We start from the raw sequence: 25,000 nt of genomic DNA on the forward strand, positions 1-25,000 counted from the left end.
GGCCGCGACCACATCCGTGGGGGGAGCCGCACTGTGCAGCAACGCGTGCCCACACCGGTCACCGGGAGCAGCGCGCTGCCGCCCGCGAAGCAGACCGAAGACCGTGAACCGCCGGCCGACGCCGCCACCCGGCCCCCGCGCAGGCGCCGCTCCCTGCCAGATCTCACGTGGCTGCCGCTGCTCGCCGGCATCGGCCTGTGGACGTACGCCCTGCCGCGCACCGGGTTCCGCACCATGGGTGACTACGGACTTCTCGACGCCCTGCCGGCCGCCTTCTACGCCTCTCTCCTGGTCCTGACCGGCGGCTTCCTGATCAGTCTGCGGCGCGCCGGGACCGCGCCCTGGTGGCCGGCCGCCTACTGCGTGGGGCTGCTGTTCGCCCTCAAGGCACCGCCCGCCGTGCTGTACGACTCGGTGCGCTACCCCTGGGCCTCGAAGCACGACGCCGTGATCACCATGCTCCTCGCCAACGGGGAACTACGGCCGAACGCCGCACTGTCCGGCAACATGTCGGCGTACGACCAGTGGCCCGGGTTCTTCAGCCTCAACGCCGCCCTCGTCCGCACGTTCGGAGTCGAGAGCGCCGCCGCGTACCTCAACTGGGCACCGATCGTGCTCGGTCTGCTGCTCATGCCGGTACTGATCCTGATCTACCGGACCTTCACCGAGGACTGGCGGCTGGTGTGGACCGCCGTCTGGATCTTCCAGCTCGCCAACTGGGTCGGCCAGGACTATCTGGCACCGCAGGGCTTCGCGTACATCCTGCATCTGACCGTACTTGCCGTGGTGCTGCGCCATTTCGTGCTGCCCGGCTCGGCCGGCAAGCTGCGCGACCGCACCTGTCTCGACCCGGTGGCGACCACCGTGCCGCCGCCCACGGGGCTGCGCCAGCGCGCCGTTTGCGTGCTGATCCTCGCCCCGCTGATCGCCGCGATCAACGCCTCGCACCAGCTCACGCCGGTCATGCTGTGTGCCTCGCTGTTCGCGCTCGCCCTCACGCGCCGCTACCGCAACTTCGGGCTCCTGGCCGTCGCCGGACTGCTGATGCTGATCTGGGACCTGACCATGGGGCGGCCGCTGTTCGTCGAGACGCTCAGCACCCTGCGCGAGTCGCTGGGTGAGCTGACCCGGAACTCCCGCGCCGGGTACGCCGGTCAGCTCACCGGACCCGGGCCCGAACTCGCGGGCCGCGCCAATGTGCTGATGGTGCTCGCGGTCGCCGCGCTCGCCGCTGTCGCCGTGATCGCGCGCCGCCGTCTCACCCGCAGTGCACTGCCACTGCTGCTGGTGTCCGTGGCGCCGCTGCCGCTGTTCGTCGTCAACGACTACGGCGGCGAAATGCTCTTCCGCGTCTATCTGTTCGGTCTGCCGGGCGCGGCCTTCTTCGCCGCCGCCGCGCTGGTGCCCGCCGCCGGCGCCGTCCGGGGCGCGTCGGCCCGGGCGAGAACCGTGCGCCGGCGCATCGCCGCCGTCGCGCTGCCCGTGTCCCTGATCGCGCTGGTGGCCGGGTTCCTGCCGTCGTACTACGGCAAGGAGAGGATGAACTACACCCCGCCCGTCGAGACCGCGATGGTCACCCGGGCCATCGACGGGGCCCCGGACGGCACGCTCATCCTCGCCGCCACCGGGTCCTTCCCGCAGTCCCTGCACCGCTACGACGAGCTGGAGCACTGGTTCTTCGCCGAGCAGGAGCTGCCCGAGAACGAGAAGATGCTCGCCGACCCGGCCGGATATCTGGCCGAGGGCATCCCGCCGGGCTCGAAGGCCTACGTCATCCTCACCCGCACTCAGGACCTCTACACGGCGGGTGAGGGCCTGCTGCCGTACGGCGGCTTCGACACGCTGCGCACCAAACTGTCCGCATCACCGCTCTTCACCGTCGTCGAGGAGCATCCTTACGGCGTTGTACTCGAGTACCGATCGCGAGGCGTCACCACATGAACATGCCCGTGAACATGACCGCGACCATGAACCGGACACAGCTCAGAGTGGGTGTCGCGGCCTCCGGATGGCTGGCGCTCGCGGCGACCCTGCTGCCCGGCGGCTCACCCCTGCGCTGGATACCGGTCCTCCTCTTCGTCTCCTTCGGCCCGGGCCTCGCCCTGCTGTATCCACAGCCGGGCGGACTGCGGCCCGCCGCGCGCCTGGAGGCGTTCGCACTGGCCGCGCCCATCAGCCTCTCCCTCGGGGTACTCACCGCCACCTCGCTGTTCCTCGTCGAGGCCTTCTCGGCGATCGCGTTCCTGGTGCCGCTCGCCGCGTTCGCCACGGTCGTCTCCGCGCTGCCGGGACTGCCGCTGCCCGCCGCCACCCGCGGCGCCGCACAGGGCACGCGTGCTTCCTCCGGCGCAGAACGTGCCCGGACAGGCCCTGAACCCGGCGGCGGTGGCTGATGAGTGGACGCCACTCAGGGTCCTACCGCCGCGGCTACGCCGCCGTCGTCCTCGTCGCGGTCGCCGCCGTTCTCGCCGGACTCGGGATCTGGGCCACCGCCGACGACGGAACAGCGGACGAGGGCTTACCCAGGAACGCCGTCTCCGGGGAGGCGATCACCGGTCCGTGCGCTCCCGACGCCAAGCTGGCCCCGCGCTGCGGCGCCTGGTGGGGTGCGTACATCCCGTACGACAGGACCGGATCGCTCACCGCACCGGTACGCGCGTTCGAGAAGAAGATCGGGCGCAGGCTCGACCTCGTGTACACGTACCACGACATGTCGGGGAACGAGCTCGACGGACAGCTGCTCACCCCCCACGAGCAGGAGCTGGGCAGGGACCGGATGCTCATGCTCGCCTGGGAGTCGACGGTGTGGAAGGAACCGCACCACGAGAACTACACCGAGACCCAGCTCGGCTGGAAGAACATCGCGTCCGGGGCGTACGACTCCGAGATCATCGACCCGCAGATCCGTCGCATCAAGGCGTACGGGAAGCGGGTCTTCCTCTCCTTCGACCAGGAGGTCGACGCCCGGATCAAGGAGGGCGCGGGAAGCCCCGAGGAGTACGTCGCCGCCTACCGCCATCTCCGGGACCGCTTCGAGGAGCTCGGCGCCCACAACGTCGTATGGGTGTGGACGGTCTCCGGATATCTGGGCAGCGCCGATCTGATGAAGCAGCTGTATCCCGGCGACGACTACGTCGACTGGCTCGCCATGGACCAGTACAACTACTTCACCTGCCACAACACCACGGACTGGAAGGACTTCGACCGCAGCCAGCGGCCCACCTACGACTGGCTCGTCGCGAACATCTCCGACAAGAAGCCGCTGATGCTGGCCGAGTTCGCGACCGTCCCCGATCCTGCCGACCCGGACCGCCAGCGCGACTGGTACACCGCCATCCCCCAAGTCGCCAGGACCCTGCCGAAGGTGAAGGCGATGGTGCACTGGAACCGTGCGGTGCCGGGCCCGGGCTGCGATCTGACGGTCAACGACGGTCCAGGCCTGGAGGGTTACCGCCGGGCGGGCCAGGACGCCTACTTCAACCAGCGCGTACCCTCCTTTTGAGGCTCGGTTCGCCTCCGGGGCGCTCTAGCGTGCGTCGACGGTCGATCGTGCTCGGTCCTTCGTTCCTCAGGACCTCTGCGCGTTCTCCCTTTCGACGCCCGCGCGCCCCTTCGGCTCACTCGCCCGGGCGTAGGCCACCGCCGCGACCGCCGCCGCGAAGAAGCCGGTGAGCACGGGCAGGGCGGCCGCGGCGAACGCGGCCTGGGCCGCCCAGCCCGCCACCGCCAGTACCCACACCGCGCCCACCGTGACCCGGCCGGGCGCGCCGAGGGCGCGCAGTGCGGTGGCGGCCAGGCCCAGGCAGAGCAGCTGCAGCACGACCGGCAGGACCGCGAGGATGCCGGCGGTGCCGTCCAGCCCCGCCGCACCGGCGAGAAGGTCCGCGAGCGCCGTGTGTCCGGGCCCGGCGGCGGGGTGCGGCCTGATCCCCAGCAGCAGCGGCGCGGTGTGCAGCGCGGCGACGGTGGTCAGCAGCCCCGCGGCGAGCAGTACGGGGCGCAGCCGGTGCAGCGACACCGCCGCGCTGCACACGACGATCAGCAGCACGCCGGCGGTGACCGTGACCGGGGGAAGGGCGCGCAGCAGCTCGGTGCCGGACAGCCGCCCGGCGGTGACGTCCTCGGCCCGGGACAGCGGGATCCAGAACAGCCCGGCCGCGAGGCCGAGCAGCAGCCACAGCCAGGTGGTCAGCCAGGACTCGTCCTCGCGTCCGGACGCCTGCTCGGGGACGTACACGGGGATCCCGAAGGCCGGGGTCGCCGTCTCGTGCACACCCCGCAGATACACGGTCTCGCGCGTCCAGTCGGAGTCCTCCGCGCCCGCCGCCCGCCGCTCGGCGGCCTTTCGGGCCCAGGTCGTGCCGTACTCCTCGGCGCCGGTCCGGCGCCGTCGCAGCAGCCGGGCGGCACGGGACGGCCCCGGTTCGCGCCCCGTCAGCGCCGCCCGTACGCCCGGTGCCGAGGCGACGGCCATCAGCGACATGGAGAGCAGCATGGCGAGACCCGCACCGGAGATCCCGGCCGGGCCGAGCAGCACCGCCGCGCTGCCCAGCACCAGCGTGCACATCGCGCCCTGGAGCACGGCGAGCACGCCCGTACGCCCCTGGACGCGCAGCACTCCGATGTACAGCTCGACGACGACGCGGGGCAGCGCGGCGGCGGCCAGCAGCCGCAGCACCGTCGTGCCGTGCTCGGCGTAGTCCGGGCCGAAGGGGGCGAGGATCTGCGGGGCGAGGACGACGAGGACGACGACGACCGGAACGAGCAGCACCGCCATCCGCCGCAGCGCGCCGCGCACCCCGTCGGCGAGGCCGTCCGGGCTGTGCGAGGCGTGTGCGGTGAGGGAGGAGGCCATGTTGATGGCCATGAACTCCATCGTGCCGCCGACGGTGTAGGCGATGTAGAAGAAGCCGTTGTGCGCGGCGTCGAAGCGGACGGCGACCATCACCGGCAACAGATTGATCATCGCCAGGGAGAACAGCGCGCCGACGGAGTCCCCGGCGAGGAACCGTCCGATGTCCCGCATCCGCGGCGGCTCGCGGTCGCGGTCGGCGGCGGCCTGCCGGGGGATGAGCCGGCGGAAGACCAGCCAGCCGAGGGGCAGCACGGACAGGCCGATCGCCGCCGCCCACGACACGAAGACGCCGAGCACCGGCATGGCGGTGGCGAACGCGGCGAGCAGCAGCAGCTTGCCGATGGAGAACACGGCGTTGCCCACCGGCACCCACACCGCCTTGCGCAGCCCGGTCAGCACCCCGTCCTGCAGCGTCAGCAGCGCCCACGCGACGCACGATGCGGTGAACACGAGCCCGGCGGTGAGGCCGCGCAGCGGAGCGTACGAGGGCCCCCAGAGATCCAGCGTGACCAGGAACGCGGCACAGGCGACGCACACCACGAGCGAGCTGACCGCGTACGCCCGCCACACCAGCGGTCCGGTGGCCCGCCCGGCCCGCGGTACGTACCGCACCACCGCGCCGATCATCGTGGTCGCGGTGACCGACGCGAGCAGCCGCATCGCCGCGATCGCCGCCGAGCCCTGTCCGACGGCCTCCTCCGTGTAGTACCGCGCGGCCACCAGCCAGAACCCCAGCCCCAGCGCGGCCGAGACCCCCGTGGACAGCATCAGCGCATAGGCGTTGCGGAACATGGAGTCCCCGTCGGCCCCGCCGGCCGTCGCGGCGCCGACCGCGGCCGGCGCGGCTGGGGCCTTCCCGGCCGCGTCCGGTCCGCGCAGTCGGGTCGTATCAGCCACCGGTCCCGCCCCGGGGCGGGACGTCGGCCGGGCGTACGCCCGACTCCCGCAGTACGGCGATGATGCGGTCCGCCTTCAGCGGATCCGCCGGGAGGGCGTGGCGGGCGAACCAGCGGGCCGGTTCGGGGGACGGGGACAGGTCCGTGAAGAGCTCGCCCGCGTAGTCGTCGAGCGGCGGATCGTAGAGGTAGCCCGTGGTGATGCGGTGCCGGGCGAGCGCGGCGATCGCGGCGTCGCGGTCGGCGACCAGCAGCGGGACCCGGAACAGCGGTTGTACCCCGCCGGGTCCGGGGCCGGGCTGCCCGGGTTTGGGTGAACCCCACGGGGTCGCCAACAGCCGTCGCGTACCGGCGAGATGTGCGTCGAGACGCTCGTCGAGCCGGTCCAGCAGCTGGGCCGTGCGTCTGTGCCGCAGCCGTCCCGCGGTGATGCGGTAGTCGTGCATGTCGACCCGTACCCAGGAGTGGAAGGGGGCGAGCGCGGGCGCCGCCGACACCGCCTGCTTCAGCTCGCCCGCCCGCAACGGCATCCGGATCTCCTCGCGCTCCTCCATGCCGAGCAGCCGCATCACCGCCCGCGCCGCCCGCACGAGCCGCAGTCCGCGCACGCCCGCCTCCGCGTACGGCCGTACGGCGTAGGCGAGTTCGGCGAGCAGCCGGGACGGTGCGAGGAGGTCGTCGCGGGCCTCCTCCAGGGCGCCGCGCAGCGACGGGTCGGCGAGGGCCAGAAAACCCCCGGTCTTCGCCGCCGTGTGCTTGGAGAGGCTGAAGACCGACGCGTCACCGTACGAACCGACCGGGCGCCCGCCCACCCGCGACCCGATCGCGTGCGCCGCGTCCTCCAGCAGCGGGATGCCCGACGCGTCGCAGCGGGCCCGCAGTTCGGGCGCCGGGTCGGGATTCCCGTACAGATTCGTGGTGATGACCGCGGCCAGTCCGCCCCACACCGGGTCGGGGACGGCCGCGACGTCGATGGAGCCGTCGCGCGGGTCCAGCGGCGCCTGGACGGGCCGGAGTCCGGCGGCGAGCACCACGAAGAAGATGACGTCGTCGTTGACGGGCGACATCAGCACCCGCCCACCGGGCCGGCACCAGTGGCGCAGTGCCACATACAGCCCGAGACGGCACGACGGTACGTAGAGACATTCCCTGCCGAGGCGGTCGCGCATCCGCGCTTCCAATCTCCCCAGCGGCTCCCCAACAGCCATATTGTCCCCCCTGAGCCCCGGGCTCAATGTGGCCCATACCGGACCGCACCGTCAATAAGGCGGAAGGGCCCGTCCCTTGACGGAACGGACCCTTCGGGTGGGGACGATCACGACGGTCACTCCTCGACCGTGAGTCCCTTCCTGAGCCTGTTCAGGGTGCGGGAGAGCAGCCGCGACACGTGCATCTGCGAGATGCCGAGCTCGTCGCCGATCTCCGACTGGGTCATGCCGGCGACGAAACGGAGGGAGAGGATCTGGCGGTCGCGCGGCGGCAGCGAGGCGATGAGGGGCTTCAGCGACTCGATGTACTCGATGCCTTCGAGGCCATGGTCCTCGTACCCGATGCGGTCCGCGAGGGCGCCCTCGGACTCGTCCTCCTCCGGCTGGGCGTCCAGCGAGCTCGCGGTGTACGCGTTGCTCGCCGCCATGCCCTCGACGACCTCGTCGTTGCTGAGGCCGAGCCGCTCGGCGAGCTCGCCGACGGTGGGTGAGCGGTCGAGCTGCTGGGCGAGTTCGTCGCCGGCCTTCGCGAGATCGAGGCGGAGCTCCTGCAACCGCCGCGGCACGCGCACGGACCAGGACGTGTCGCGGAAGAAGCGCTTGATCTCGCCGACGATGGTCGGCATCGCGAAGGTCGGGAACTCGACGCCCCTGCTGAGCTCGAAGCGGTCGATGGCCTTGATGAGGCCGATCGTGCCCACCTGGATGATGTCCTCCATCGGCTCGCTGCGGGAGCGGAACCGGGAGGCGGCGAACTTGACCAGGGCGAGGTTGAGTTCGACCAGCGTGTTGCGGACGTACGCGTACTCGTGGGTGCCTTCCTCGAGGACCTCGAGGCGGGCGAAGAGCGTCTTCGACAGGGCCCGGGCGTCCACCGGTCCGACTTCGTCGAACGGCGGGATCTCCGGGAGAGCGAGCTGTCCGAGCTGCTCGGAGTGCTCGGAGTGTTCGGAGTGTTCGAGCTGTCCGTTGCGCCCGTCGTTCCCGTGGTGCTCGTGGATCTCGTCGTGCTCGGGGGATTCGAGGTGATCGTGCAGACGTGTCGACGGCGCGTAGGGGGTTCGCGATTCGTCGAGCCGGGGTGACATGGTCTCCTCCATCGTTCTCGGCATATGGCTGCCGATGCCAATACCTGTTGCTGCGGTGTGCGGCGCCTCCGAAGCCGGCCGTGTTGGTGGTGTCCCTACTAGCCCTACCCGGTCTTTACCGAACGTTGCAAGTGTCAAATGTCATACATGTCTGTTTTATGGGGGAGTTCGGGTACCAGCCGGCGTACGAAAGGCGTAATGTTCTACGGACGTCAATCGGCATCGGCGAAGAGGACGGGCATGGACCGCGGGACGGTCGGCAGCGCGAATCGGGGCCGGCTTCGGGTCGAGGTGCGAACCGAAGGCCGGAGTGAAGTCGTGACGCCGGCGGGTGAGCTCGATCACCACACGGCCGATCTGTTGCGTGCGCCACTCGATGACGCACTGGATCAAGGTCGTACACGCTTGGTCGTCGACTGCTCACACCTTGAGTTCTGTGATTCCACCGGACTCAATGTGCTGCTCGGTGCCCGGCTCAAGGCCGAGGCGGCCGGGGGAGGGGTTCATTTGGCCGGGATGCTGCCCGTCGTGGCCAGGGTCTTCGAGATCACCGGCGCGGAGGCGGTCTTCACCGTTCACGACTCGCTCGGAGCGGCACTGACCGACTGACCGCAGCGTCCGGACCGACCACGTGGGTGTTGCCGCGACGCGTCCGGGCAGAAGACCCCCCGCAGACTGCACGGAACCCCGCACGCTCTGTACTGACCCAATTGCGAACCGGTGAATCGGTGAGGTGAAGCGCTGATGAGCACCACCCGGCAGCATCCGCCGGGCGACCGCGGCCCCGAGCCGGGCGGTGCCCGCGCCGACGACGCCGACGGTGGAACCGTCGTCCCCGACGGCCGGGTGCGCACCCTCGCGCTGGAGAGCGCCAGCGGCATCGTCCCGCTCGCCCGCGACTTCACCCGGCAGGCCCTCTACGACTGGGGCTGGCTGCCCGCCGCCTCCGCCGACCGCAGGGCGGCCGCCGAGGACGTCCTGCTCGTCGTCTCCGAGCTGGTCACCAACGCCTGTCTGCACGCGGAGGGCCCCGAGCGGCTGCGGGTCTCCAGTGACGCGAAGGTGCTGCGCCTGGAGGTCTCCGACCGTGGCACGGGCCAGCCGGCGCCGCGCACCCCGCACCGGGCCGGCCGGCCCGGTGGGCACGGGATGTTCATCGTGCAGCGGCTCTGCCTGGACTGGGGAGTCGTGCGGACGCCGGGGATGCCCGGCAAGACGGTGTGGGCGGAGCTGGCCGCGCCCTCTTAGCGTCCTGTGCGGTGGCGGTACGACCCCGCGGTTTTGAAGCTGTTGTGGAGCACGGCGATCCGCCGTGCTCTTTGTCTTCCCTCCATCAGGGCCCAGGCGTACCTTGAGCGCCCAATCTGATGTGTCGTCAGTAACATTCGGCGACCTTCCGGCATGAGGGGAACTCGAGGTGTCGTACCAGAAGCGGACAGCTCTCACGCTGGCAGCGGCGGTGGCGGGCTCGGTGGTGCTGATGGCCGCACCCGCCGCCCATGCCGAAGTCGTGGACGTCAACTACCAGTGCCAGACGCCGATCGGGCCCAAGGGCGCCGTGTCGCCGATCGACATCAAGGGCGTCAGGAGCGGCAGCGGCTACAAGCTCACCATGTCCTTCCAGAAAGGGGTGTCGTCCAGCCCGGTCGAGCTGGGCAAGGGCGCGATGAACCCGAGCGCGCTCATCGAGCTCGGCGGCGTGGAGGACGGCACGGTCCCGGTGTCCGGACCGCCGAACGCGGAGGCGATCCCCGCCAACACCCCCATCAAAATCAACGACTTGACGGGTACGTACACCCCGAAGAAGAGCGGCAAGGTCACCTTCACCGCCGGGGTGCTCACCATCAAGGCACTCGGTACGACCACGACCTGCACCCCCAAGAACAATCCGAAGCCGTCACTGGAACTCGACGTCCAGGGCTCGGGCGGCGGGGGCGGTTCGCAGACGGCCACGGGCTCGGGCGAGCTGCCCAGGACCGGGCCGCTCGACTCGGCGCTCGCGCTCGGCACGCTCGGCGGCACCGTGCTGCTCACGGGAGCGGCGGGCGTCCTGTGGCTGACCCGCCGCAGCGACGCGCGGTCCACGAGCTGACACAACCGGGGAGCGCCGTGATCACCGCTGCCGCCGCCGCACTGCTGTACGTGCTCTCCACAGCCGCGCCCGCCGCGACGGCCGCCGAGCCGGGCTGGACGGCGGAGCCCGCGACGGGCGGCAGACCGTACGTCTACGTGGAGGGCCCGCCGGGCACGGTGCTGGAGGACCGGCTGTCCGTGACCAACCGCGGTACCGAGCCGCTGACCGTACGGCTGCGTGCGGCCGGGACCAGCTGGATCGCCCTCGCCGGGGACCCGGTGACCGTCCCGCCCCGCACCCGCGCCGATGTGCCGTTCGCCGTCACCGTGCCGGCGTCCGCGGTGCCCGGCGACCACCCCGCCCGCGTCGTCGCCTCGGCCGGCGGCCGCGAGACGGTCGTACGCGTCCATGTACGGGTCAGCGGCCCGACGCTCGCCGCGCTCACCGTGGAGGACGTCCGGGTGGAAGGAGGCCGCATCCACTACGCCCTGGTCAACCGCGGCAACACGGTCCTCGCGCCGCGCCTGGCCGTCCGCGCGGAGGGCCTCATCGGCGAACTGATGCGGCGCCCTGCCCGCCCGCTGCCTGTGGAACTCCGCCCAGGACAGCGCGTCGAACTGACCGAACCCTGGGCCGATACGCCCGCCCTCGACTCCGTCGACGTCACCCTCCGTGCAACGGCCCCGGGGGCCGCCCAGGCCGAGGCGACGGCCTCCGCGGTCTACGTGCCGTGGGCCGGGGTGACGGGCGGGGCGCTCGCGCTCGGGGCGGCGGCCGGGGCAACGCTGCTGTGGCGCACGCGCCGTCGGCCGCCGACGGCCGAACCGACCACTACCCAACGGAACTTGGCGAAGGCAGGAGCCCAAAGGTGAACGGCGGCAAGTTTCCCCTCCGCGCCCGCTGCCGAACTGTGGACAGGGCCCCAGGCGGCTCCCGTACGGCCTTCGGCCGTGTCCTCGAACGCCGGACGGGCTGGATTCCGGGGCTCCGCCTAGGGTGTGTTGCGAAAGTAGCGCCGTCCGCCCGGAGGGCGGGGCCCGCGGCGTCTGGTGCGTGCGATCGCAAGGCGGAGGATCGTCCTCGTACTGGACGTACTTGGATGAGTCCGACAACGCAGCGAGTGTGCGTGCCAGGCGTCGCGGGCCAGGCGGGACTTTCGCAACACGCCCTAGCGGACTCGGCCCCGCCGGCGGCTGAGGCGCGGGGTCCGGGGCGGCGCCCCGGCGGCGCCCCCACGCGGCGGAGCCGCACATCGACACAACGGGAAGGGGCCGGGAGGGGAGAAGCCCTCCGCGGGCGCGTCGCGGCGGCCCTCGTCGCACTCCTCGCCGCGGCCTTCAGCCTCGTGGCCATCGCCCCGCCCGCCCTCGCCGCGGACACCAAGCCCACTGTCAGCCTCTCCGCCCAGCAGGCGGGCAAAGGCGGCGACCTCACCGTCAGCGGCGCCGGATGGCGACCGGGCGCGCTGCTGATGATGCTCATCTGCGGACAGGCCACACCCGACCGTGGCGTGATCGGCGGCACCAACTCCTGCGCCAACGCCGACGGCCGCGCCGTCACCACCGACGCCAAGGGCGCGTTCAGCAAGAAGATGCCGGTCGCGGAGCCGCCGAAGCCCTGCCCGTGCGTCGTGCACGTGGCGACCGTCACCGGTGAACAGGCCCTCGTGGACGCCCCGTTCACCGTCGCGGGTCACCCGACCGCCCCGCTTCCCCGGTCCACCGGAGGCGGGAAGCTCGCCGTGCTCGCGGCCGTCGACCTGCGGGGATCGAGCGGCCTGCTCGTGTGGTTCGGCGCCCCGCCGAGCCGCGAGCTGGTCTTCACCGTCGGCAATCTCGGCTCCGCCCCGGTCCAGAACCCCGTCTTCGAGGTCGGCACCGCCCATGGCGTGTTCGCCCCGCAGTGGGAGGAGCGGCAGTGGCGCGGCACCATCCAGCCGGGGAAGAAGGCGCAGATCAAGCTGCCCGTCCAGCTGTCTGCGGGGGCGCACGGCGACTACCAGGTCTCGGTGAGGTACGGCTCGAAGGTGCTCGTCGAGCAGCCGTGGGGCGTGGGCAGGCCCTGGGGCGTGACGCTCTTCTGGGTGCTGCTGGCCGTGGTCGTCCCGGCCGCGCTGTTCCGGATCGGGATGGCGGTCGTCGACCGCGTACGACCACGTCGCGGCGCCTCCCCTCCCGGCCGTCACCGCAACGCACCGCGCACCGAGCCGGTGCCACCCACCGCCACGGCCCTGCCGTGGTTCACCCCGGACTCCGCACCGTCAGAGAACCGACCCACGACGAAGGGACACACGTGAGCACGCAACGGAGGATGAGCGCGGCAGGGGTCGCGCTGATGCTCTGCGGCGCGGGGATCCTGCTGACCGCGGGACCGGCCCACGCCGCCGAGGTGTCGTACAAGACGGAGTGCATCCCCCCGCCGATCTCCGGTCTGCCGCCCGTCCAGGGCACCACTGAGGTGCAGATCACCGCGCCCGCGGAGGCCAAGGTCGGCGACGAGATCGAGGTGGTCTGGAAGACCGTCCAGGCCGCGTCCAAGAACCCCGACGTCCTGGACCTGGAGAAGGACACGGTCAAACCGACGGGCACCCTCAAGGTCGCCGGGGCGCAGACGGCCGATCTGGCGATGGAGGGACCGCGGCAGAACCCGCCGATCCCCAAGAACAGCCCGATGGTGCTGCCCGACATGAAGGGCAAGCTGAAGCTGACGGCTGCCGGCGAGATCACGCTGACCCCGGGCGCGTACAACATCAATGTCTCCAAGCCGATCTCGACGGACACCAAGTGCTCGCCGAAGGAGACGGTCCAGCCGGGCGCGACCGTCAAGGTGACGGACGGCGGAGGGACTTCGGGCGGTACGACGACGGGCGGCTCCACGAGCGCTGGCAGTGACTCCGGCGGATCGACGGCGGGCGGCACGAGCAGCTCCGGCGGCTCCACGAGCGGTGGCAGTGACTCCGGCGGATCGACCGCGGGCGGTACGAGCAGCTCCGGCGGCTCCAGCGGCGGCACGACAGGCGGCGGTGGCGGCCAGACCGACTTCGAGGGCAAGGAGGTCCAGGTCGCCTACTCCTGCAAGACGCCCATCGGAGACAAGGAGGCCGTCTCCCCGGTGAAGATCAACGCCAAGAAGAACGGCGGGAACTACGACCTCACCGTGAAGTTCTCCAAGTCCGTCATGGACAGCCCCGCCGAGATCCCGGCCGACTCCGTCAAGCCGTCCATGGAGGTGAAGCTCGGCGGCGCCGACAAGGGCTTCGTCCATGTCGAGGGCCCCACGAACAAGGAGCCCATCAAGGCCGGCGACCCGATCGAGATCCCGGATCTGACCGGTACGTACAAGCCGGGCGCCAGCGGAAAGTCCACGCTCAGCCCGGGCGTCCTCACGGTCAAGGCCCTCGGTACGACGACGACCTGCACCCCGCCCGCGAATGTCGGGGTCTCCCTCGAGCTCGACACCTCCGCCCAGCCGGGCGGCGCGAGTGGCGGCTCCGGCGGCTCGGCCTCCGGATCCGCGGGCGGCGGCGACGCCTCGGGCGGCGGCCTCGCCGAAACCGGCGCCGAGGACGGCGGGGCCCTGCACGCCCTCGCCCTCGTCGCGGGCACGGTGATCCTGCTGGGCGGCGCGGTGTTCACGTTCACACCGTGGCGGCGGCTGCGCGGCACGACCCGCTGATCACGACCCGCTGGTCACGACCCGCTGGTCACGACCTGCTGGTCACGACCCGCTGATCACGACCCGCTGATCACGACCTGCTGGTCACGTCTCTCCGAGAACGGCGAAGGGCCGCCGCACCACACCGGTGCGGCGGCCCTTCGTACACGGAGTGCGTACGGACCAGGTCAGTGGACGTTGCCCATGAGCGCCTGGACCTTCTTGCGGTACATCCAGATCGCCACACCCGCGACAGCGGCGAGCAGGGCCTGCAGGCCGATGATGCCCGTACCGTTCAGGTCGACACCGGCGAGCGAGAGAAGACCCGTGGTGCAGTCGCCCGCGGTGACGGCCAGGAACCACACACCCAGCATCCGGCTCGAGTACTTCTGCGGAGCCATCTTCGTGGTCACCGACAGACCCACCGGGGACAGGCACAGCTCGGCGATCGTCTGGATCATGTAGATCGAGACGAGCCACATCGGGCTGACCTTGGAGCCGTCGCCCGCCATGCCCATCGGCACGATGAAGACGAAGAACGAGGCGCCGACGAGGACCAGGGCCATCGCGAACTTCACGATGGTGTTGGGCTCCTTGTTGCGGCGCGCAAGCGCCAGCCACATCCAGGCGAAGACCGGGGCCAGCGCCATGATGAACAGCGGGTTCAGCGACTGGAACCAGGTGGCCGGGAAGGCCATGCCGAGCAGGTTGTCGGCGGTCTTGCTGTCGGCGAAGAGGGAGAGGGTCGAGCCACCCTGGTCGTAGATCATCCAGAAGACGGCCGCGGCGACGAAGAACCAGATGTAGCCGGAGACCTTGGACTGCTCGACCTTGTCCAGATCCTTGTCGCGCTTGATGCGGACCAGCACGGCGACCGGGATGAGCAGACCGGCGAGGGTGATCGGGACGAGCGCCCAGTTAAGGGTGTACATGCCGGCGGCGACGACGACGCTGTAGAAGGCGGCGACGAGCGCGGTGCCGAGGACGACCTTGGTGAGGACGGCCTTGCGCTCCTGAGCGGTGAGCGGGTTCGGGACGACGCTGCTCTTCGGGCTCAGGTTGCGGGTGCCGATCAGGAACTGGGCCAGGCCCAGCGCCATGCCGACCGCGGCGAGCAGGAAGCCGAAGTGCCAGTTGTGCTTCTCACCGACGGTGCCGATGACCAGCGGCGCGGCGAAGGCACCGAGGTTGATGCCGATGTAGAAGATCGTGAAGCCACCGTCACGGCGCGGGTCGTCAGGACCGTCGTAGAGGTGGCCCACCATCGTGGAGATGTTGGCCTTCAGCAGACCGGATCCGGCCGCGACGAGCGCGAGACCGACGAAGAACATCGCCTGACCGGGGACGGCGAGCGAGAGGTGGCCCGCCATGATGACGAAGCCCGCGATGGTGACGGTCTTGCGGGCGCCCCAGACGCGGTCGCCGAACCAGCCGCCCGGCATGGCCATGAGGTAGACCATCGAGACATAGACGGAGTAGATGGCCGTGGCCGTGACCGCGGTCATCGCGAGGCCGCCGCCCTGGCTGCCCGTCGCGGCGTCTGCGCCGCCGGAGACCAGGTACAGAACCAGAAGGGCCCGCATGCCGTAGTAGGAGAAGCGCTCCCACATCTCGGTCATGAAGAGGGTGGCCAGGCCGCGGGGGTGGCCGAAGAAGGTCCTTTCGGAGCCAGCGGGGCTGGTCACCGAGTCCTTCGTCAGGCTGGACGCCATGGTCGATCCTTGCTGCTCGGGACGCGTCCGCCTGGTAAGCGGGTACTCGCGCCCGGTGGGGGGCGGCCGGCACCGGCGGGGAGGGCCCCGCCCCACGCCCGAGGGGCCCGTCGTTCGTTGGTGAACGAAGACGAGGGACACGTCCGCACCGGGATCCACGCCCCGCGCGCGGCGACGCGCGAGAGGCCCGGCCCACAGTTCATTCACTGTCGGCACCGGCTGATGGCCGGCTCCGCACAGAAAAGAGACCCTTGGTGCAAAAGCAGCCAAAGGTCCCCGAGTAGTGCTAAAGGCGTCTCGCCACCATACGACACGACAGTGGGGCATATGAAAGGGCTTGAGACAAGGATCACAGGCCCACGTGGAACCGTCTGCCCAGTTTCGAAGGTGATGAACAGGATCTCATCCCAGACCGGCAGGGCTTGTGGATCACGCCTCGGCGTGTCCGCGCCGCGGACTACCATCACCCCATGACCCGTGTACTGCTCGCCGAGGACGACGCATCCATCTCCGAGCCGCTGGCGCGTGCCCTGCGCCGGGAGGGGTACGAGGTCGAGGTCCGCGAGGACGGTCCGAGCGCGCTCGACGCCGGGCTCCAGGGCGGCATCGACCTGGTGGTGCTGGACCTCGGGCTGCCCGGGATGGACGGCCTCGAAGTGGCGCGGCGGCTCCGTGCCGACGGGCACAGCGTGCCGATCCTGGTGCTGACGGCCCGGGCCGACGAGGTGGACACGGTGGTCGGCCTGGACGCCGGCGCCGACGACTACGTGACCAAGCCGTTCCGGCTCGCCGAGCTGCTGGCCCGGGTCCGGGCGCTGCTCCGGCGCGGCGCCACGGAGCCGGCCGCGGCGCCCGCGACCCATGGCGTGCGGATCGACGTCGAATCGCACCGCGCCTGGATGGGCGACGAGGAGCTGCAGCTCACGGCGAAGGAGTTCGACCTGCTGCGCGTCCTGGTGCGGGACGCCGGCCGGGTCGTCACCCGTGACCAGCTGATGCGCGAGGTGTGGGACACCACGTGGTGGTCGTCCACCAAGACACTGGACATGCACATCTCCTGGCTCCGCAAGAAGCTGGGCGACGACGCGGCGAACCCGCGCTACATCGCGACCGTCCGAGGCGTCGGCTTCCGCTTCGAGAAGAGCTGAGCAGCAAGGACTGCGGGGGCCCCGCCCCCGCATCCCCGCAAAACCCGCCCGGAGGGCACCGTGCGCCGCCGACTCATCAACTCCACCCTGGCCGTGGTGCTCGTCGTCATCGCCGTCTTCGGCGTCTCCCTCGTCATCGTCGAGACACGCACCATCAGCAGCAGCGCCCAGGAGAGCGTGGACTCGGAGGCGCTGCGGCTGGTCAGCGTCATCGAGGCCAAGGTGCTCGAGCACGAGAAGGTCGACGACGGGGTGCTCGCCGATCAGATCGGGCCCGACCGGTACGCGGTGATCCGGATTCCGGGGAGGCCGGCGGTCGAGATCGGGCAACAGCCCTCCGGGAGCGTGATCCGGGGCACCGCCACCGGTGAGCAGGGAGAGTCGGTCACCGTCGAGGAGTCCCGCTCCATCGTCACCCGTGAAGTCGGCCGCACATTGATGATCATCGGCGCCGTCGCCCTGCTCGCCGTCGTCGCCGCCGTACTTCTGGCCGTGCGACAGGCCAACAAACTCGCGTCACCGCTGACCGACCTCGCGGAGACCGCGGAGCGGCTCGGCTCCGGTGACCCCCGGCCCCGGCACAAGCGGTACGGCGTCCCCGAGCTCGACCGGGTCGCCGACGTCCTGGACTCCAGCGCCGAACGGATCGCGCGCATGCTCACCGCCGAGCGCCGGCTCGCCGCGGACGCCTCCCACCAGCTCCGTACGCCGCTGACCGCGCTCTCCATGCGGCTCGAGGAGATCTCCGCGACCGACGACCCGGACACGGTCAAGGAGGAGGCGATCATCGCGCTGACCCAGGTGGAGCGACTCACCGACGTCGTGCAGCGGCTGCTCACGAATTCCCGCGACCCGCGCACCGGCTCGGCCGTCGCCTTCGACCTCGGCGAGGTCGTCAAGCAGCAGATCGAGGAGTGGCGCCCCGCGTACCGCAGCGCGGGCCGGGCGATCGTCTGCTCGGGCAAACAGGGCCTGCGGGCCGTGGGCACACCGGGCGCCGTCGCCCAGGTGCTGGCGGCGCTGATCGAGAACTCGCTGATGCACGGCGGCGGCACCGTGGCCCTGCGCACCCGGGTCACCGGCAACCAGGCCGTGGTCGAGGTGACCGACGAGGGCCCCGGCGTACCAGCCGATCTCGGAGCCCGGATCTTCGAGCGGACCATCAGCGGACGCAACTCGACGGGGATCGGGCTGGCCGTCGCCCGCGATCTGGCGGAGGCGGACGGCGGGCGGCTGGAGCTGCTGCAGCAGCAGCCTCCGGTGTTCGCCCTGTTCCTGAGCCGGGAGGCGCGGCGGCTCAGGGAGCCGGAACGCACGATCCGCTGAGGACGGCAACGCACGATCCGCCGATGCGAGCCGGAACGCGCGATCAGCTGACGCGAGCCGGAACGCGCGATCCGCCGACGCGAAAGCCCGCAGCCCGGGAGCAGCTCCCGGCCACGGGGCGCGTCAGCTGCGGACCCGGTGGGGCTGCTTCTGCTCCGCCGCGCGCTGCTCCAGGAACGATTCCGCCGTCTGTACGGCCTCGCGGGCGGGCAGTGCCCGGAACACCCACGTGCGGTACGACCAGAAGCGGAACAGTGTCGCGACGCCGATCCCGAAGCACTTGAAGAAGTTGCTCTGCAGCGGGCTGTCCCAGTCGAAGCCGTACGTCGCCGTGTACAGCACGCCGTTCTCGATCACCGCTCCGGCCGCGCTGAACAGCAGGAACAGCGTCAGCTCCTTGGTACGGCCGCTCTTGTCGCGATCCCGGTACGTGAAGTAGCGGAAGCCCACGTAGTTGAAGAGGATCGCTATGAACGTCGCCAGCAGGCTGGCCCGCACCACCGGAATGTCGGTGGTCTGCCGCAGCAGATTGAAGACTGCCATATTGACGAGCAGCCCCATGGCGCCGACAGCGCCGAACTTGGCGACCTCGCGCGCGAGCCGGTTCAGTCGCCCACGCAGGGCGCCCCGTTCGCTCATGGTGATCGTTCAGCCCCGTCCGGTCGGCCGATTCGACGATGCGGAGAGCATCGCGTCGGAGAACATCGCGTTGGAAACATCAACCCGACCATGCTAACCAGCACCCCCCTGACTTGCCTGTGGACAACTGCGAAGGTGTCGCGGAGCTGTGGCATCGTACGAAAACGCACACCGGACAGGGCCGTACGGAGCTCCGGATACCCTGAGAGGGTGACGTTCCCGGTAGTCGGCATGGTCGGCGGCGGTCAGCTCGCCCGTATGACCCACGAGGCGGGTATCCCCCTCGGCCTCAAGTTCAAGCTCCTCAGTGACACCCCTCAGGATTCCGCGGCCCAGGTGGTGAGCGATGTCGTCATCGGCGACTACCGCGACCTGGACACGCTGCGTGAGTTCGCGCGCGGCTGTGATGTGATCACCTTTGATCATGAGCATGTCCCGTTCGAGCACCTCCGGGCCCTGGAGGCGGACGGCATCGCCGTCCGGCCGGGGCCCGACGCCTTGGTGCACGCCCAGAACAAGGGTGTGATGCGCGCGAAGCTCATGGAGATCGGGGTGCCCTGCCCCCGGCATCGCATCGTGGCGGACCCCGCCGATGTGACGGCGTTCGCCCAGGAGGTGGGGGGCTTCCCCGTGATCCTCAAGACGGTGCAGGGCGGCTACGACGGCAAGGGCGTCTGGTTCGTCCGTACGGAAGACGATGCCGAGGCCCCCTTCAGAGCCGGTGTGCCCGTGCTCGCCGAGGAGAAGGTCGACTTCCGCCGTGAGCTGGCGGCGAACATCGTCCGCTCCCCGCACGGCCAGGCCGTCGCCTACCCCGTCGTGGAGTCCCGGCAGGTCGACGGAGTCTGCGACACGGTGATCGCCCCCGCGCCCGGTCTGGACGGGGAGCTGGCCGGCCAGGCGCAGCAGCTCGCCCTGCGCATCGCGAAGGAGCTCGATGTCGTCGGCCATCTGGCGGTCGAGCTGTTCGAGACCACCGACGGGCGAATCCTCGTCAACGAACTCGCGATGCGCCCGCACAACTCCGGCCACTGGACCCAGGACGGGGCCGTGACCTCCCAGTTCGCCAACCACGTCCGGGCCGTACTCGACCTGCCGCTGGGCGATCCGCGCCCGCGCGCGAAGTGGACCGTCATGTGCAATGTGCTGGGCGGCGACTACCCCGACATGTACTCGGCCTATCTGCACTGCATGGCACGGGATCCGCAGCTCAAGATTCATATGTATGGCAAGGACGTGAAGCCCGGCCGCAAGGTGGGGCATGTCAACACATACGGCGACGACCTCGACGACGTGCTGGAGCGCGCCCGTCACGCCGCCGGCTACCTGAGAGGAACAATCGTCGAGTGAACAGCACCAGCCGTCCTGTCGTAGGCATCGTGATGGGGTCCGACTCCGACTGGCCGGTCATGGAGGCCGCGGCACAGGCCCTCGACGAGTTCGAGATCGCGTACGAGGTCGACGTCGTCTCCGCGCACCGCATGCCGCACGAGATGATCGCGTACGGCGAGGACGCCGCCGCGCGCGGCCTGAAGGCGATCATCGCGGGCGCGGGCGGCGCGGCGCATCTGCCGGGCATGCTCGCCTCGGTCACCCCGCTGCCGGTGATCGGCGTTCCGGTGCCGCTGAAGTACCTCGACGGCATGGACTCGCTGCTGTCGATCGTGCAGATGCCGGCGGGCGTGCCGGTGGCGACGGTGTCGGTGGGCGGCGCGCGCAACGCGGGTCTGCTGGCGGCCCGGATCCTCGCGACCCAGGACCCCGACCTGCTGGCCCGGATGCGGGAGTTCCAGCAGGAGCTCAACGACCAGGCGACCGAGAAAGGCAAGCGGCTGCGCGCCAAGGTCGAGGGCTCCCCGGCCTTCGGCTTCGGCAAGTAGGGCGGCGGCTGTGGACTTCCTCGCCGAGGCCCGTTCCCTCCTCGAGTCCTTCCCGGTGGCCGACGGCCACAACGACCTTCCGTGGGCGCTGCGCGAGCGGGTCCGCTACGACCTGGACCGGCTCGACATCGCGAGCGACCTGACCGGCAGCCTGCACACCGACATCCCCCGGCTGCGGGCCGGCGGGGTCGGGGCGCAGTTCTGGTCCGTGTACGTACGCAGCGACATGACCGGCGACGAGGCGGTCAGCGCCACGCTGGAGCAGATCGACGCCGTCGGCCAGCTGCTCGCCCGCTACCCGGCGGACCTGGCGCGGGCCAAAACAGCGGACGACATGGAGGCGGCGCGCAAGGAGGGCCGTATCGCCTCCCTGATGGGAGCGGAGGGCGGCCACTCCATCAACAACTCGCTCGCCACGCTGCGCGCGCTGCACGCGCTGGGTGTCCGCTACATGACGCTGACGCACAACGACAACAACGACTGGGCGGACTCGGCGACCGACGAGCCCGGCGTGGGCGGACTGTCGCCGTTCGGCCACGAAGTCGTCCGGGAGATGAACCGCACCGGCATGCTGGTCGACCTCTCGCACGTCGCCGCGACGACGATGCAGGACGCGATGGACACGTCGGTGGCGCCGGTGATCTTCTCCCACTCGTCGGCGCGGGCGATCTGCGACCACCCGCGCAACATTCCGGACGACGTGCTGGAGCGTCTCCCGGCGAACGGGGGCGTGGCGATGGCCACGTTCGTCCCCAAGTTCATCCTGCCGGAGGCGGTGGCCTGGACCCGGTCGGCGGACGAGAACATGCGGACGCACGGGCTGCACCCCCTGGACACCACCCCGGGGGCGATGGAGATCCACCGCGCCTTCGAGGCGGCGCATCCGCGCCCGGTCGCCACGGCCTCGACGGTCGCCGACCACCTCGACCACATGCGCGAGGCCGCCGGCATCGACCACATCGGCATCGGCGGCGACTACGACGGCACGGCCTTCGTCCCCGCCGGCCTGGAGGACGTCGCGGGCTACCCCAACCTGATCGCGGAGCTGCTGCGCCGCGGCTGGTCGTCGGCCGACCTGGCGAAGCTGACGTGGCAGAACGCGGTACGGGTGCTGCGCGACGCGGAATCGGTGGCCCGCGACCTCCGTTCGACGCGGCCCGCGTCGAACGCGACGCTGGACTCCCTGGCCTGACGGCCACCTGCCCGGCGGTGGCAGCCGCAGCCGCAGCCGGGCAGTGCCGGTCAGCGGGTGGTCCCGCGTGCGGAACGCCGGAACGCGATGGGCGTCCGGCCGGTGCGCTGGTGGAAGAACTTGGTGAAGTTGGTGGCGCTGGAGAAGCCGAGCTGGGCGGCGATCCGGGCGACGGACAGCTCTCCGTGCGCGAGCAGGCGCTTGGCCTCCAGGACGACCCTGCGGTCGATGAACTCCTTCGCCCCGACGCCGGCGGCGGTGCGCGTGGCCCGGGAAAGCGTACGGGGGGAGTACCCGAGCGCACGCGCGTAGTCGTCGAGGCGGCGGGTGCGTACGAAGTCGCGCTCGACGGCATCGCGGAAGCGCAGATACGCCGAGCCCGGCTCCGGCGCAAGGTCCTCGGCGGGAGCGGACAGGTGGGCGAGCCGCAGGAGGACCACGGCCAGCAAGTGCCGCAGCACGGCGACATGGATGTCGACCGGCATCCGGAGCGCCCCGTGGAACTCGCGGTCCAGGTGCTGCACGGCGTCCTGCAGCGCACCCGCGTCGTCGCCGCTCGGAGTCCGTACGACGGGCGCGAACGGGTCGTCCAGGGAGGCGGCAGCCGCGGTCGTCGCGTCGGGGAAGTCGCTCTCGAAGAGGACCAGTGTGCCCTCGGCCCCGCTGACGTCACCCCATTGGTTCACCTGTCCCGGCCGGACCCACAGCCAGGAGCCGGGTGTGAGCCGGTACTCGGCGAAGTCCACGGTCTGCCGCAGAGCGCCGTCGGTCAGGGTGAGCAGGACGTGGAAGCCGTGCCGGCTCGGTTTCGTGAGGTGACCGGGGTCGACGCGTCGCCTCAGCTCGGCCACGGCGAGCACCTCGGCCCCTGCCGGGGTGCCGACGGGCGGTGTGAAAGCGAGCTCGGGGATCATGCGCGAGCCTCTGCACGGTTGTCGACCATCATGACCGGGGGTGGGGGTCTCTCTCGGGGCGCTGTCCATTTTTGACCACAGTGGTTCTGACTTCTACCTCCTGGGCTCGACGGTCGAGGGCAAGGCTGGAGGCGCAAGCGGCGGACACCGGGTCCGCCACCCCGGCACCATTGGATGCGCCCGTCATGAACCACAAGGATCTGGTCCTCAAAGCCGTAGGCGAACTGTTCGACGACAAGGACCCCTCGGCGGTGGACCGCTGGGTCTCGCCCTCCTACACCCAGCACAGTGCACTCGCCGCCGACGGTCGGGAGGCCCTGCGGCAGCTGGTCTCCTCGCTGTCCGACGACTTCCGCTACGAGTGCGTCCGGGCCATCGCCGACGGCGATCTGGTCGCCACGCACGGGATCTACCACGGATTCGGTCCCGCGCCGCTGGTCGCCTTCGACCTGTACCGCGTGGAGGACGGCAAGCTGGTCGAGCACTGGGACGCCCTGGTGCCGCTGGTCGAGAAGACCGTCAGCGGCCGCACCCAGACGGACGGTCCGACCCGCGTCGTCGAACTGGACAAGACCGAGGCGAACCGCAAGCTGGTCGCGGAGTACGCCGAGAGGGTGCTCAAGGGCGCCGACTTCTCCGTCGTTCCCGAATTCACTTCCACCGAGACCTACCTGCAGCACAATCCCGAGGCGGGCGACGGTCTGGAGGGGTTCGCCGTGGCAGCGGCCGCATGGGCTGCACAGGGCAAGAGCGTGGTCTACACGGACATCCACCGGGTCATCGCCGAGGGGAACTTCGTCCTGGTGCAGGCCGAGGGTGAATTCGGCGTGCCGGTGGCGTACTACGACCTGTTCCGCCTGGCGGATGGAAAGATCGTCGAGCACTGGGACGCCATTCCGGAAATCCCGGCCGAACTGCCGCACGAGAACGGTCTGTTCTGACTCACGTCCCGGGTCGGGGCCCGACGCAGGCCGGGGCCGGGGAACGGGTTGATACCAGGGCTTCCCGGTTGATACCAGGGCTTCCCGGCCCTTTGCCCGGCCGTCCTCCGCCAGGAAACCTCTCGCCAAGGAACACAGCACTCATGGCCACACCGATGACCGACGCCGAGTGGCGCGCCTTCGTCAGCGCGGGCACCCGGACCGCGAAGATCGCCACGACCCGGGCCGACGGACGGCCGCATGTGGCACCCGTCTGGTTCCTGCTGGACGGCGACGAACTCGTCTTCAACACCAGCAGGAACTCCGTCAAGGGCCGCACACTGATCCGTGACGGCCGGCTCGCCCTCTGCGTGGACGACGACCGTCCGCCGTTCTCCTTCGTCGTCGTCGACGGCAGCGCCCGGGTCAGCGAGGACGCCCAGGAGGTGGGCGCCTGGGCGTCCCGGATCGCCGCACGCTACGTGGGAGAGGAGCGCGCCGCGGAGCACGGCGCCCGCAACAGCGCGCCGGGGATCCTCCTGGTGCGGGTGACGGCCGACAAGATCGTGGCGATCAGAGGGGTGGCCGACTGAGGTGAACCGCCTCATGCGACGTCAGTGACGTCTGCCCGGGACCTCCTCTCCCGGGCCGGCCCCCTCACCGGGCACATCGAGCGACCACCAGCCCGTGGCGGCATGCCCTGGCTGAGTGAGTCCGGAGTCCCGCCTGCGGGGCCCTGGCCGGCGGACGGCGCTCCTTCGAATCACCGTCTAGGCCGTGTTTGAGAACTAGCGCCGTCCGCCCGCAGGGCGGGGCTCGAGGCGTCTGGTGCGTGCAATCGCAAGGCGGAGGATCATCCACGTACTGGACGTACTCGGATGACTCCGACAACGCAGCGTGGGGGCACCTCCCGTGCCCGAAGGGCTACGGGGGAGTGCGTGCCAGGCGTCGCGTACCAGGCGGGAGTTCTCAAACACGGCCTAGCCGGAGCGCCGCGCCCGGTACGCCCGCATCTTCGCGCGGCTGCCGCACACCGCCATCGAGCACCACCGGCTGCGGCCGGCCGGGCTCCGGTCGTAGTACGCCCACCGGCAGTCCTCGGCCTCGCATGCCTTCAGCCGTACCCAGGTCCCCTCGGCCGCCGCGATCGCGATGGCCGCCGCCACCCGCGACACGAGCGAGGCCGGGTCCGCGGGCCGGAGCGCCGCCGCTCCCGCCCCGTCCACGCCCACCAGCAGCGGCGCACCCGCGAGCAGCCGGTCCAGCGCGCCCACGTCTCCCGGCGCGCGGTGCCCGGCGTGCGCCAGGCACGCGGCGCGCAGCGCCTCGCGCAGCTCCTTCGCCGCCCCGGCGTCCTCCGCCACGAGCCCGAAGGCGTCCCGGCCGTCCGCCGTGTCGAGGGAGTCGGCACCGGTCTCGATGTTCAGCGTGTTGACCAGGGACTCGATCAGCGCGAGCCCTCCGGGTGCCGGCGCCCTGTCATTCATGGTTGCG

General features: G+C 70.8%; 23 protein-coding genes. 16 read left to right on the plus strand and 7 right to left on the minus strand.

Going from position 1 to position 25,000, the window contains the following annotated elements; genetic code table 11:
• The first annotated feature begins 33 nt into the window (after window positions 1-33).
• From AC0699_RS27255 to AC0699_RS27265, 3 genes are read left to right on the plus strand one after another with little or no spacing between them, the layout of a single operon-like run.
• Window positions 34-1,941: a hypothetical protein gene (locus AC0699_RS27255; RefSeq protein WP_478665120.1), complete on the plus strand. Its 1,908-nt coding sequence runs from the start codon at window positions 34-36 to the stop codon at window positions 1,939-1,941.
• A complete protein-coding gene (locus AC0699_RS27260; protein ID WP_478665123.1) occupies window positions 1,938-2,393 on the plus strand; it encodes a hypothetical protein in 456 nt (151 codons plus the stop codon). Before AC0699_RS27255 ends, AC0699_RS27260 begins: the two co-directional genes overlap by 4 nt.
• Window positions 2,393-3,502: a glycoside hydrolase family 26 protein gene (locus AC0699_RS27265; protein ID WP_478665125.1), complete on the plus strand. Its 1,110-nt coding sequence runs from the start codon at window positions 2,393-2,395 to the stop codon at window positions 3,500-3,502. Before AC0699_RS27260 ends, AC0699_RS27265 begins: the two co-directional genes overlap by 1 nt.
• A 66-nt stretch (window positions 3,503-3,568) precedes the next feature.
• Here the strand turns inward: AC0699_RS27265 and AC0699_RS27270 are convergent, their stop codons facing one another.
• From AC0699_RS27270 to AC0699_RS27280, 3 genes are all read right to left on the minus strand, one after another.
• Complete coding sequence (locus tag AC0699_RS27270; protein ID WP_478665127.1) at window positions 3,569-5,752, minus strand: lipopolysaccharide biosynthesis protein; 2,184 nt, start codon at window positions 5,750-5,752, stop codon at window positions 3,569-3,571.
• Window positions 5,745-6,986 carry a DegT/DnrJ/EryC1/StrS family aminotransferase gene (locus AC0699_RS27275; RefSeq protein ID WP_478665130.1) on the minus strand — a complete coding sequence of 414 codons (1,242 nt, stop codon included), beginning with the start codon at window positions 6,984-6,986 and terminating at the stop codon, window positions 5,745-5,747. Before AC0699_RS27275 ends, AC0699_RS27270 begins: the two co-directional genes overlap by 8 nt.
• Window positions 6,987-7,075: 89 nt before the next feature.
• Window positions 7,076-8,047 carry an RNA polymerase sigma factor SigF gene (locus tag AC0699_RS27280; protein WP_478665133.1) on the minus strand — a complete coding sequence of 324 codons (972 nt, stop codon included), beginning with the start codon at window positions 8,045-8,047 and terminating at the stop codon, window positions 7,076-7,078.
• A 240-nt stretch (window positions 8,048-8,287) separates the two neighbouring features.
• On the opposite strand from AC0699_RS27280, the gene AC0699_RS27285 reads away from it, so the two are divergent.
• The 6 genes from AC0699_RS27285 (at window position 8,288) to AC0699_RS27310 (ending at window position 13,796) form a co-directional block, all read left to right on the plus strand.
• Window positions 8,288-8,656, plus strand: coding sequence for an STAS domain-containing protein (locus AC0699_RS27285; RefSeq protein WP_478665201.1), 369 nt, complete (start codon window positions 8,288-8,290; stop codon window positions 8,654-8,656).
• 135 nt (window positions 8,657-8,791) lie between these two features.
• Complete coding sequence (locus AC0699_RS27290; protein WP_478665136.1) at window positions 8,792-9,295, plus strand: ATP-binding protein; 504 nt, start codon at window positions 8,792-8,794, stop codon at window positions 9,293-9,295.
• A gap of 169 nt (window positions 9,296-9,464) precedes the next feature.
• Window positions 9,465-10,139 carry a peptidase gene (locus tag AC0699_RS27295; protein WP_478665138.1) on the plus strand — a complete coding sequence of 225 codons (675 nt, stop codon included), beginning with the start codon at window positions 9,465-9,467 and terminating at the stop codon, window positions 10,137-10,139.
• A gap of 17 nt (window positions 10,140-10,156) precedes the next feature.
• Window positions 10,157-10,993, plus strand: coding sequence for a COG1470 family protein (locus AC0699_RS27300; RefSeq protein ID WP_478665141.1), 837 nt, complete (start codon window positions 10,157-10,159; stop codon window positions 10,991-10,993).
• A gap of 473 nt (window positions 10,994-11,466) precedes the next feature.
• Window positions 11,467-12,417, plus strand: a complete 951-nt coding sequence (locus tag AC0699_RS27305; RefSeq protein ID WP_478665142.1) for a hypothetical protein — start codon at window positions 11,467-11,469, stop codon at window positions 12,415-12,417.
• A 14-nt stretch (window positions 12,418-12,431) separates the two neighbouring features.
• Window positions 12,432-13,796, plus strand: coding sequence for a hypothetical protein (locus tag AC0699_RS27310; protein ID WP_478665144.1), 1,365 nt, complete (start codon window positions 12,432-12,434; stop codon window positions 13,794-13,796).
• A gap of 167 nt (window positions 13,797-13,963) precedes the next feature.
• Here AC0699_RS27310 and AC0699_RS27315 read toward each other — a convergent pair whose 3' ends face one another.
• The gene (locus tag AC0699_RS27315) at window positions 13,964-15,487 is read right to left on the minus strand and encodes a peptide MFS transporter (protein WP_478665147.1); all 1,524 of its coding nucleotides are present in this window, start codon (window positions 15,485-15,487) and stop codon (window positions 13,964-13,966) included.
• Window positions 15,488-15,957: 470 nt separating this feature from the next.
• On the opposite strand from AC0699_RS27315, the gene AC0699_RS27320 reads away from it, so the two are divergent.
• Window positions 15,958-16,635 carry a response regulator transcription factor gene (locus tag AC0699_RS27320; RefSeq protein WP_478665150.1) on the plus strand — a complete coding sequence of 226 codons (678 nt, stop codon included), beginning with the start codon at window positions 15,958-15,960 and terminating at the stop codon, window positions 16,633-16,635.
• A gap of 60 nt (window positions 16,636-16,695) precedes the next feature.
• Window positions 16,696-17,961 carry an ATP-binding protein gene (locus tag AC0699_RS27325; RefSeq protein ID WP_478665155.1) on the plus strand — a complete coding sequence of 422 codons (1,266 nt, stop codon included), beginning with the start codon at window positions 16,696-16,698 and terminating at the stop codon, window positions 17,959-17,961.
• 123 nt (window positions 17,962-18,084) lie between these two features.
• Here AC0699_RS27325 and AC0699_RS27330 read toward each other — a convergent pair whose 3' ends face one another.
• Window positions 18,085-18,600, minus strand: coding sequence for a GtrA family protein (locus tag AC0699_RS27330; protein ID WP_478665159.1), 516 nt, complete (start codon window positions 18,598-18,600; stop codon window positions 18,085-18,087).
• 210 nt (window positions 18,601-18,810) lie between these two features.
• Here AC0699_RS27330 and AC0699_RS27335 point away from each other — a divergent pair, with 210 nt between their 5' ends.
• The 3 genes from AC0699_RS27335 to AC0699_RS27345 are packed head-to-tail and all read left to right on the plus strand — an operon-like array spanning window position 18,811 to window position 21,672.
• Window positions 18,811-19,950 (plus strand): 5-(carboxyamino)imidazole ribonucleotide synthase, encoded by a 1,140-nt coding sequence (locus AC0699_RS27335; protein ID WP_478665162.1) that lies wholly within the window; start codon window positions 18,811-18,813, stop codon window positions 19,948-19,950.
• Window positions 19,951-19,982: 32 nt separating this feature from the next.
• Window positions 19,983-20,480, plus strand: coding sequence for a 5-(carboxyamino)imidazole ribonucleotide mutase (gene purE / locus AC0699_RS27340; RefSeq protein ID WP_478665203.1), 498 nt, complete (start codon window positions 19,983-19,985; stop codon window positions 20,478-20,480).
• A gap of 10 nt (window positions 20,481-20,490) precedes the next feature.
• Window positions 20,491-21,672, plus strand: coding sequence for a dipeptidase (locus AC0699_RS27345; protein WP_478665165.1), 1,182 nt, complete (start codon window positions 20,491-20,493; stop codon window positions 21,670-21,672).
• Between the two features lie 50 nt (window positions 21,673-21,722).
• Here AC0699_RS27345 and AC0699_RS27350 read toward each other — a convergent pair whose 3' ends face one another.
• Window positions 21,723-22,586, minus strand: coding sequence for a helix-turn-helix domain-containing protein (locus tag AC0699_RS27350; protein ID WP_478665167.1), 864 nt, complete (start codon window positions 22,584-22,586; stop codon window positions 21,723-21,725).
• 185 nt (window positions 22,587-22,771) lie between these two features.
• Here AC0699_RS27350 and AC0699_RS27355 point away from each other — a divergent pair, with 185 nt between their 5' ends.
• On the plus strand, window positions 22,772-23,527 hold the full coding sequence (locus tag AC0699_RS27355; RefSeq protein WP_478665169.1) for a nuclear transport factor 2 family protein: 756 nt from the start codon (window positions 22,772-22,774) through the stop codon (window positions 23,525-23,527).
• Window positions 23,528-23,670: 143 nt separating this feature from the next.
• Window positions 23,671-24,099: a PPOX class F420-dependent oxidoreductase gene (locus tag AC0699_RS27360; RefSeq protein WP_478665171.1), complete on the plus strand. Its 429-nt coding sequence runs from the start codon at window positions 23,671-23,673 to the stop codon at window positions 24,097-24,099.
• A 387-nt stretch (window positions 24,100-24,486) separates the two neighbouring features.
• Here the strand turns inward: AC0699_RS27360 and AC0699_RS27365 are convergent, their stop codons facing one another.
• Window positions 24,487-24,993 (minus strand): CGNR zinc finger domain-containing protein, encoded by a 507-nt coding sequence (locus AC0699_RS27365; protein WP_478665172.1) that lies wholly within the window; start codon window positions 24,991-24,993, stop codon window positions 24,487-24,489.
• Window positions 24,994-25,000 lie beyond the last annotated feature (7 nt).

Source organism: Streptomyces sp. NPDC043870 (assembly GCF_056435785.1).